The organism is uncultured Novosphingobium sp. (genome assembly GCF_964277725.1).
GTDB lineage: Bacteria > Pseudomonadota > Alphaproteobacteria > Sphingomonadales > Sphingomonadaceae > Novosphingobium > Novosphingobium fluoreni.
In genome coordinates, this window is the sequence record NZ_CAXYKL010000275.1 from 1 (window position 1) to 7738 (window position 7738).

The following is a 7738-nucleotide window of genomic DNA, read 5'->3' on the forward strand; positions in this document are numbered from 1 at the left end:
CAACCAACGCCCACCGCGCCGCCAAGTTGCGCGCGCTGGCGGCGGACCCTTGCTCAATCCGGCGAGGGTCTATAAGGGCACGTCCCTTGAGTTTCAGGCTACGAGTTTCTTTGCGGGCGTGGCGGAATTGGTAGACGCGCTGGTTTTAGGTACCAGTATCGAAAGATGTGGGGGTTCGAGTCCCTTCGCCCGCACCAATTTTCCGCCCGTGTGAGGATGCTCCGTGCCGCGTGTACAGGAAGGCATCGGACCAATGCAGATCGTCGAGACCACCAATGAGGGGCTGAAGCGCGCCTATACGGTGACCATCCCCGCCACCGAAATCTCGGCCCGCATCGAGGGTGAGGTGAAGCGCATCGCCCCGACGATGAAGATGCCCGGCTTCCGCCCCGGCAAGGTGCCCGCCAATCTCGTCAAGAAGATGCATGGCCCGGCGCTTCACCAGGAGGCGCTGCAGACCTCCATCAAGGAAGCGATGGACAAGCTGGTGGCGGACAACGCCCTGCGTCCCGCGATGCAGCCCGACGTTTCGCTGGGCGAAGGCTATGAAGAGGGCAAGGACGCCGAGCTGTCCGTCAGCCTGGAAGTGCTGCCCAAGATCGAAGCGCCCGCGATCGATGGCCTGAAGCTGGAAAAGCTGACCGTGCCCGTCGCTGACGAAGCGGTGGACGAGCAGGTGCAGAAGTTTGCCGAGCAGCAGAAGAGCTACGAAGCCGCCGAAGGCCGCGCCGCGGAAGATGGCGACCAGGTGATCTGCGATTTCGTCGGCAAGCTGAACGGCGAAGAGTTCGAGGGCGGCAAGGCTGAACAGCAGGCGATCGTGATCGGCTCGGGCCGCCTGATCCCTGGCTTCGAAGAGCAGCTCATCGGTGCAAAGGCCGGTGAAGAGCGTACCATCACCGTCACTTTCCCCGAAGATTACCCGGCCGCCAACCTCAAGGGCCAGGACGCCACTTTCGACATCACCGTCCACGAAGTGAAGGTGCCGGCCGAAACTAAGATCGATGACGAGTTCGCCAAGCAGCTGGGCCTGGAAGGGCTCGACCAGCTGAAGGGCCTGCTGCGCGGTCAGCTCGAATCGGAGACCGAAGGCCTCACCCGCACCCAGATGAAGCGCCAGTTGCTCGACCAGCTTGCCGCCGGTCACGATTTCGCCGTGCCGCCGACGATGGTCGAGGCCGAGTTCGAGCAGATCTGGCAGCAGCTTCAGCAGGAAGCCGCGCGCGAGGAAGACCCCGAAGCCGCGATCGCCGAGATCGAGGCCGAGAAGGAGGATTATCGCAAGATCGCAGAGCGCCGCGTGCGCCTGGGCCTGCTGCTGTCGGAAATCGGCCAGAGCAACGGCGTCGAAGTGAGCGCGCAGGAGATGCAGATGCTGCTGCAGCAGGCCGCGCAGCAGTACCGCCCGGAAGATCGCCAGCGTTTCGTCGAGTATGTCCGCCAGGACCCGATGGCCGCAGCCCAGCTTCGCGCGCCTCTTTATGAGGACAAGGTCGTCGATTTCCTGATCGAGAAGGCCGACGTGACCGAGCGTGAAGTGACGCGCGAAGAGCTGCAGGCCGCGATCGAAGCGGACGCAGACGAAACGACCTCCGACGCCAAGCCGAAGAAGGCAGCGGCGAAGAAGGCCAAGAAGGCTGACGCGACCGACGAAGCGGAAGCCGATGCCGAGCCGAAGAAGGCTCCTGCCAACAAGAAGGCAGCCGAGCCTGCTGCGGCTGAAGCCGAGGCAGAGGCTGACGCGGAAGCCAAGCCTGCGGCGAAGAAGGCTCCGGCCAAAAAGAAGGCCGAGGCCGCCGACGAAGGCGATGCCGCTGAAGCCGAGGCCAAGCCGGCCAAGAAGACTCCTGCGAAGAAGGCGGCCACGACCGAGGATTGATCCTCTCGCTATGATCTCACGCAAGGAGCGTCGCGGCCTGGCTGCGGCGCTTCTTGCTTTTGGGGCCAGATCGATCTGCCTGGGATCAGTGCTTTGCGGCAGGCTTTAGGCGGGTGATTTGTGGTACGAACGCCGGACTATCCCCAACCTGCGGGGAGCACATGGCCGATACGTGGGTTAATGCCCTTGAACTGAAGCCAGAGGCACGCGACATAGCGGGTCCAGATTGAAGAGGACCTCCATGATCGACTTGTTCGGCGCAAGCGGCGCCCAGGGTAAGTTCACCGCCGATCCCGTGACCGGCGCACTCGTGCCGATGGTGGTCGAACAGACCAGCCGTGGCGAGCGTAGCTTCGATATCTACTCGCGCCTGTTGCGGGAGCGTATCGTATTCATCACCGGCGCGGTCGAGGATCACATGGCCTCGCTGATCGTCGCGCAGCTGCTGTTCCTGGAGAGTGAAAATCCCTCCAAGGATATCTCGATGTACATCAACTCGCCCGGTGGCGTGGTGACGGCCGGCATGGCAATCCACGACACCATGCAGTACATCCGCCCACGCGTGTCCACCGTCTGCATCGGGCAGGCCGCCTCGATGGGCAGCTTCCTGCTCGCGGCGGGTGAGCCAGGCATGCGGATCGCTCTGCCCAACGCCCGAATCATGGTGCACCAGCCTTCGGGCGGCGCGCAGGGCATGGCCAGCGATATCGAAATCCAGGCTCGCGAAATCCTGCGGATGCGTCGCCGCCTGAACGATCTCTACGTCAAATACACCGGCAAGTCGCTGGATGACATCGAGAAGGCGATGGATCGCGACACGTTCCTGGAGGCCGACGAGGCGTTGACCTTCGGTCTTGTGGACAAGGTGTTCGAGAGCCGGCCAGACGCGGAAAAGGCCGAAGAGGCAAAGTGATACAGGGAGGGTGGCCCGTGGGTCACCCTTCATCTGGCGGCAACCATCGCTAGCTAGGATTGATCAACAGGCCCCCCGCAGAGTAAGGGTGGCGAGTCGCCCCGCGCCGGGGCAGCAAGAACGAGAATGACCAAATTGAGCGGATCTGACGCCAAGAGCACCCTTTACTGCAGCTTTTGCGGGAAATCGCAGCATGAGGTGCGCAAGCTGATCGCGGGTCCGACCGTGTTCATTTGCGATGAGTGTGTCGAGCTTTGCAACGACATCATCCGCGAAGAAACCAAGGCAGGTATTGCCGGCAAGAAGGACGGCGGCGTCCCATCGCCGCGAGAGATCTGCGAAACGCTGAACGACTATGTCATCGGCCAGGATCGCGCCAAGCGCGTGCTTTCGGTCGCGGTGCACAACCACTATAAGCGGTTGAAGCACAGCGGAAAGTCCGGTGATGTCGAGCTTTCGAAGTCGAACATCCTTCTGATCGGGCCCACCGGTTCGGGCAAGACGCTGCTGGCTCAAACGCTGGCCAAGACGTTCGACGTTCCGTTTACCATGGCCGACGCCACGACGCTTACCGAAGCGGGTTACGTGGGCGAGGACGTGGAAAACATCATCCTCAAACTGCTGCAATCCTCCGACTATAATGTCGAGAAGGCGCAGCACGGCATCGTCTATATCGACGAGATCGACAAGATCAGCCGCAAGGCCGAGAATCCGTCGATCACGCGTGACGTTTCGGGCGAGGGCGTGCAGCAAGCGTTGCTCAAGCTGATGGAAGGCACGACCGCCTCCGTCCCACCGCAGGGTGGCCGCAAGCATCCACAGCAGGAATTCCTGCAGGTGGATACGACCAACATCCTGTTCATTTGCGGCGGCGCGTTCGCCGGGTTGGACAAGATCATCTCCGATCGCCTGCAGAAGCGTTCGATCGGTTTCGGCAACCATGTCGCCGATCCCGACAAGCGCCGCATTGGTGAACTGCTGCAGAAGGCAGAGCCGGAGGATCTCCTCAAGTTCGGTCTGATCCCGGAGTTCGTCGGACGTCTCCCCGTCATCGCGACGCTGGAAGATCTGGATATCGTCGCGCTGGTGAAGATTCTCAGCGAGCCGAAGAACGCGCTGATCAAGCAGTATGCCAAGCTGTTCGACCTTGAAGACGTTGAGCTGACGTTCACCGACGATGCGCTGGAGGCGATCGCGCAGCGCGCTATCGAACGCAAGACCGGCGCGCGTGGCCTTCGCTCCATCGTGGAAAGCATGTTGCTTGACACCATGTTCGACCTACCGACCGAGAACAACATCGCCGAGGTCGTGGTCGACAAGGACGTTGTAGAAGGCCGCAAGGAACCGGTCCGCGTCCACAAGGGCGACAAGGCCGAAGCCGCCGCCTGATCCTGATTGCCCGCCTTGCCAGTAATGGTGAGGCGGATGTTCCCCGACATTTTTCCAAGCAAGGCCGCATTGCCCCGCAATTGCGGCCTTGCTTTGTAGGGGTCCTCTTGCTTCCCTAGCGGCGGCATCATCGCCGTGCTGGAGACCAAGACCTGATGACTGACGCCCCAGCTTCCGATGCTTCGGTAGAAGCGCATGCCAACGGACTGCAGTGGCGTATCCTGATCGGCTTTATCGCTGGGCTGGGGGCGGGTCTGCTGGTCTATACGTTTGCGGCGGGCGCGCCGTGGGTTTCGACTATCGTGACCTACGTCACGGGTCCGATCGGCCAGATTTTCCTCCGGCTACTGTTCATGCTGGTTCTGCCGCTGCTGTTTTCCGCGCTAGTTCTGGGCATCGCCGAGATGGGCGAAATCCGGGCACTGCGCCGGGTCGGGATCGCCACGCTGCTTTATACCATCATCGTCTCCGGCATCGCCGTCGTCCTGTCGCTGACGATAGTCAACGTCCTGCGTCCGGGCGCCGGCGTCGATCGGGACGCGGCCCAGGCATTGCTGGCGCAAGGCGGGCAGGCCGCATCCGGCATTGTCGCCGCGTCCAAAGAGGCGAAGGGCGGCGTCGAAGCAGTGCTGGGCATCGTGCCCACGAACGTCATCACCGCCATGAGCCAGAACGATATCCTGGCGGTGATGTTCTTCGCGCTGTTTTTCGGCATCGGCATTCTGCTGGTGCAATCACGCAAGACCGACGTGTTGAAGGACGCGATCGAAGGCGTGTTCCAAGTGGCGATGAAACTGATCAACATCGTCATCCAGCTCGCGCCGTTCGCCATTTTCTGCTTCATGTTCAATCTGGCCGCGCAGTTCGGGTGGGACCTGCTGTTTAAGCTGGCGGCCTACGTCGGCGTCGTGCTGTTGGCCCTGGCCCTGCAAACCTTCGGCGTGTTTTCGCTGCTGCTGGCGTTCATCGCTAAGAAGAGCCCGATCGCCTTTTTCCGCGAGACGCGCGAGGCGAGCCTGATGGCCTTCTCGACCGCCAGTTCCAACGCCACCCTGCCGACCTCGCTGCGGGTTGCCGAGGATGAGCTGAAGCTGCCCACGAAAGTGTCGCGCTTCGTCCTGACCATCGGGGCGACGGCAAATCAGAACGGCACCGCCATGTTCGAAGGCGTGACCGTCCTTTTCCTGGCGCAGTTCTTCGGAGTCAGCCTGGATCTGGGGCAGCAGATCTTCGTGATGCTGGTGTGCATCCTGGCCGGCGTGGGTACGGCCGGGGTACCGGCCGGATCGCTGCCGGTAATCGCCCTGATCCTGAACGGCGTTGGCGTGCCGCCCGAGGGCATCGGCCTGATCCTGGGCGTCGATCGGTTTTTGGATATGTGCCGCACGACGCTGAACGTCATCGGCGATCTGGTAGCGGCGACAGTGATTTCCGCAGTCACCAAGGAAACGTAGGTCTTCCGGGCATAGCGCCCGCGCATGATCAGGCGAAGATGGCGACGACATCCAGCGAGAGGAAAAGAAGCGACACGCTTTGCCACAGCAGCCAGAGGGCGGTTGCGACGATCGACGCGGCGATGAACCAGTGGACCTTGCAGTAATAGAGGTAGCGCAGCCAGAAGCGCTTCCACCATCGCATCAGTCGGCGCGGCTCTTTGGCTTTTCCAGTACCTTGGCCTTGAAGCTGCACAAGTCCACCACCGGACAGCGCCAGCATTCGGGTGTGCGGGCCTTGCAAATGTAGCGGCCGTGCAGGATCAGCCAGTGATGAGCGCCGATGCGAAAGGGTTGGGGCACTTTCTTTTCCAGGCCCAGTTCCACCGCGAGCGGCGTCTTGCCTTTGGCCAACCCCGTGCGGTTGCCGACGCGAAATATATGGGTGTCGACCGCGAAGGTCTCCGCACCGAACGCCGAATTCATCACCACGTTGGCGGTCTTTCGGCCCACACCAGGTAATGTGACAAGGGCATCGCGATCGGCCGGCACCTCGCCGCCATAGTCCCGCACCAGGATTTCCGACAAGGCGATGACGTTCTTGGCCTTCGAGTTGAACAGACCGATCGTCTTGATGTGTTCCTTCAGGCCTTCTTCGCCCAATTCGATCATCTGATCGGGCTTGGTCACTTCCCGGAACAGCGCGCGGGTGGCTTTGTTGACGCCTACGTCGGTTGACTGGGCTGAAAGAACGACGGCCACCAGCAACTGGTAGACATTGTCCCGGCCGTATTCGAGCTCCGTCACCGGATCGGGATTGGCCTCCGCCAGGCGGCGGAAGAACTCGAAAATATCGGCCTTCTTCAAAGGTCGAGCACTTCGGGCATCGTGTATCGCCGCGCCGGTTTGCCGACTAGCCACTGGCAGGCCCGCACCGCACCCTTGGCGAAGATCGAGCGATTCTCGGCCAGGTGAGACAGCGTGACACGCTCGCCATCGCTGAGGAACATCACCGAATGGTCGCCCGCCACCGAGCCGCCGCGCAACGACGCAAAGCCGATCGTGCCGCGTTCGCGCTTACCCGTGATCCCGTCCCGCCCGCGCTCGCTATGCTCGTCCAGGCCGATCCCGCGACCTGCCGCAGCGGCTTCGCCCAGCAGCAGCGCAGTGCCGGAGGGCGCGTCCACCTTCATGCGATGATGCGTCTCGACGATCTCGATATCCCAGTCTTCCGCCAGGCGCCTTGCCGCTTCGCGCACCAGATGGGCCAGCAGGGTGACGCCAAGCGAGGTGTTGCCGGTTTGCAGAATCGCGATCCGCTCCGCCGCGTGATCGATCAGGAAATGGTGGCGCTCCTCCAGCCCGGTGGTGCCGATCACCACCGGCACCCCGGCGGCCACCGCCGCATCGAGATTGCCCTCCAACGCGGCGGGGGACGAGAAATCCACCAGTACGTCGCTGTGCGCGGCCAAGGCGGCGACATCGCCATCCTTGTCGATCCCGCCGGCTGACGTGGCTCCTGCCTCCGCAATTGCGGCGACGATCGCCTGCCCCATGCGACCGGCGCTGCCGATGATGCCGATGCGAATACCTGAAGATGTCCCCGAAGACGTCATTGCGCGATCCTTGTTGCGCGTGTCTCATGCCGGTGATGAAGGACATCCGCAATATCGTCATCCTCTCCGGCGCAGGGATTTCAGCCGAGAGCGGCATCGACACGTTCCGCTCTGAGGGCGGCTTATGGGAACGGCACCGGGTGGAGGACGTCGCGACGCCCGAAGCCTTTGCGCGCGATCCCGATCTGGTGCTGCGCTTCTATGACATGCGCCGTGCCGCCATCCAGACCAAGGAGCCCAATGCGGCACATCTGGCGCTGGCGCGGCTCGATGCGGAATGGCCGGGCGAATTGCTGATCGTGACCCAGAATGTCGACGATCTGCACGAGCGCGCCGGTGCTGAGCGGGTGCTGCATATGCATGGGGAGCATCTGCTCGCCTGGTGCACCGCCTGCGATACGCGCTCGCCTTGGACCGGCACTCTGGTCGAGCGTCCGCCGTGCCCGGTGTGTGGCGAGCGGGCGCTGCGGCCGGACGTCGTGTGGTTTGGCGAGATGCCATATCGGAT

Annotated in this window: 8 protein-coding genes and 1 tRNA gene; 6 read left to right on the forward strand and 3 right to left on the reverse strand. The window is 62.5% G+C overall.

Annotated elements, in window-relative coordinates:
* The first annotated feature begins 112 nt into the window (after positions 1-112).
* The 5 genes from ACHWRX_RS15300 to ACHWRX_RS15320 all read left to right on the forward strand — a co-directional run bounded on the left by ACHWRX_RS15300 (position 113) and on the right by ACHWRX_RS15320 (position 5635).
* Positions 113-197: transfer RNA gene (locus tag ACHWRX_RS15300), tRNA-Leu, on the forward strand.
* Between the two features lie 56 nt (positions 198-253).
* Positions 254-1879 (forward strand): trigger factor, encoded by a 1626-nt coding sequence (gene tig, locus ACHWRX_RS15305; RefSeq protein ID WP_394659833.1) that lies wholly within the window; start codon positions 254-256, stop codon positions 1877-1879.
* Between the two features lie 241 nt (positions 1880-2120).
* Positions 2121-2792, forward strand: a complete 672-nt coding sequence (gene clpP / locus ACHWRX_RS15310) for an ATP-dependent Clp endopeptidase proteolytic subunit ClpP (protein ID WP_183617330.1) — start codon at positions 2121-2123, stop codon at positions 2790-2792.
* Positions 2793-2918: 126 nt separating this feature from the next.
* Positions 2919-4181, forward strand: coding sequence for an ATP-dependent Clp protease ATP-binding subunit ClpX (gene clpX / locus ACHWRX_RS15315; protein WP_058737019.1), 1263 nt, complete (start codon positions 2919-2921; stop codon positions 4179-4181).
* A gap of 155 nt (positions 4182-4336) precedes the next feature.
* Positions 4337-5635: a dicarboxylate/amino acid:cation symporter gene (locus ACHWRX_RS15320; protein ID WP_058737018.1), complete on the forward strand. Its 1299-nt coding sequence runs from the start codon at positions 4337-4339 to the stop codon at positions 5633-5635.
* 28 nt (positions 5636-5663) lie between these two features.
* Here the strand turns inward: ACHWRX_RS15320 and ACHWRX_RS15325 are convergent, their stop codons facing one another.
* The 3 genes from ACHWRX_RS15325 to dapB are packed head-to-tail and all read right to left on the reverse strand — an operon-like array spanning position 5664 to position 7230.
* Positions 5664-5819: a hypothetical protein gene (locus ACHWRX_RS15325; RefSeq protein WP_193753293.1), complete on the reverse strand. Its 156-nt coding sequence runs from the start codon at positions 5817-5819 to the stop codon at positions 5664-5666.
* Positions 5819-6481 carry an endonuclease III gene (nth, locus tag ACHWRX_RS15330; protein WP_183617332.1) on the reverse strand — a complete coding sequence of 221 codons (663 nt, stop codon included), beginning with the start codon at positions 6479-6481 and terminating at the stop codon, positions 5819-5821. The genes ACHWRX_RS15325 and nth overlap by 1 nt, the downstream gene beginning before the upstream one ends.
* Positions 6478-7230, reverse strand: coding sequence for a 4-hydroxy-tetrahydrodipicolinate reductase (dapB, locus tag ACHWRX_RS15335; RefSeq protein WP_394659832.1), 753 nt, complete (start codon positions 7228-7230; stop codon positions 6478-6480). Before dapB ends, nth begins: the two co-directional genes overlap by 4 nt.
* Positions 7231-7265: 35 nt before the next feature.
* Here dapB and ACHWRX_RS15340 point away from each other — a divergent pair.
* On the forward strand, positions 7266-7738 hold a 473-nt coding region (locus tag ACHWRX_RS15340; protein WP_394659834.1), incomplete at its 3' end, for a Sir2 family NAD-dependent protein deacetylase.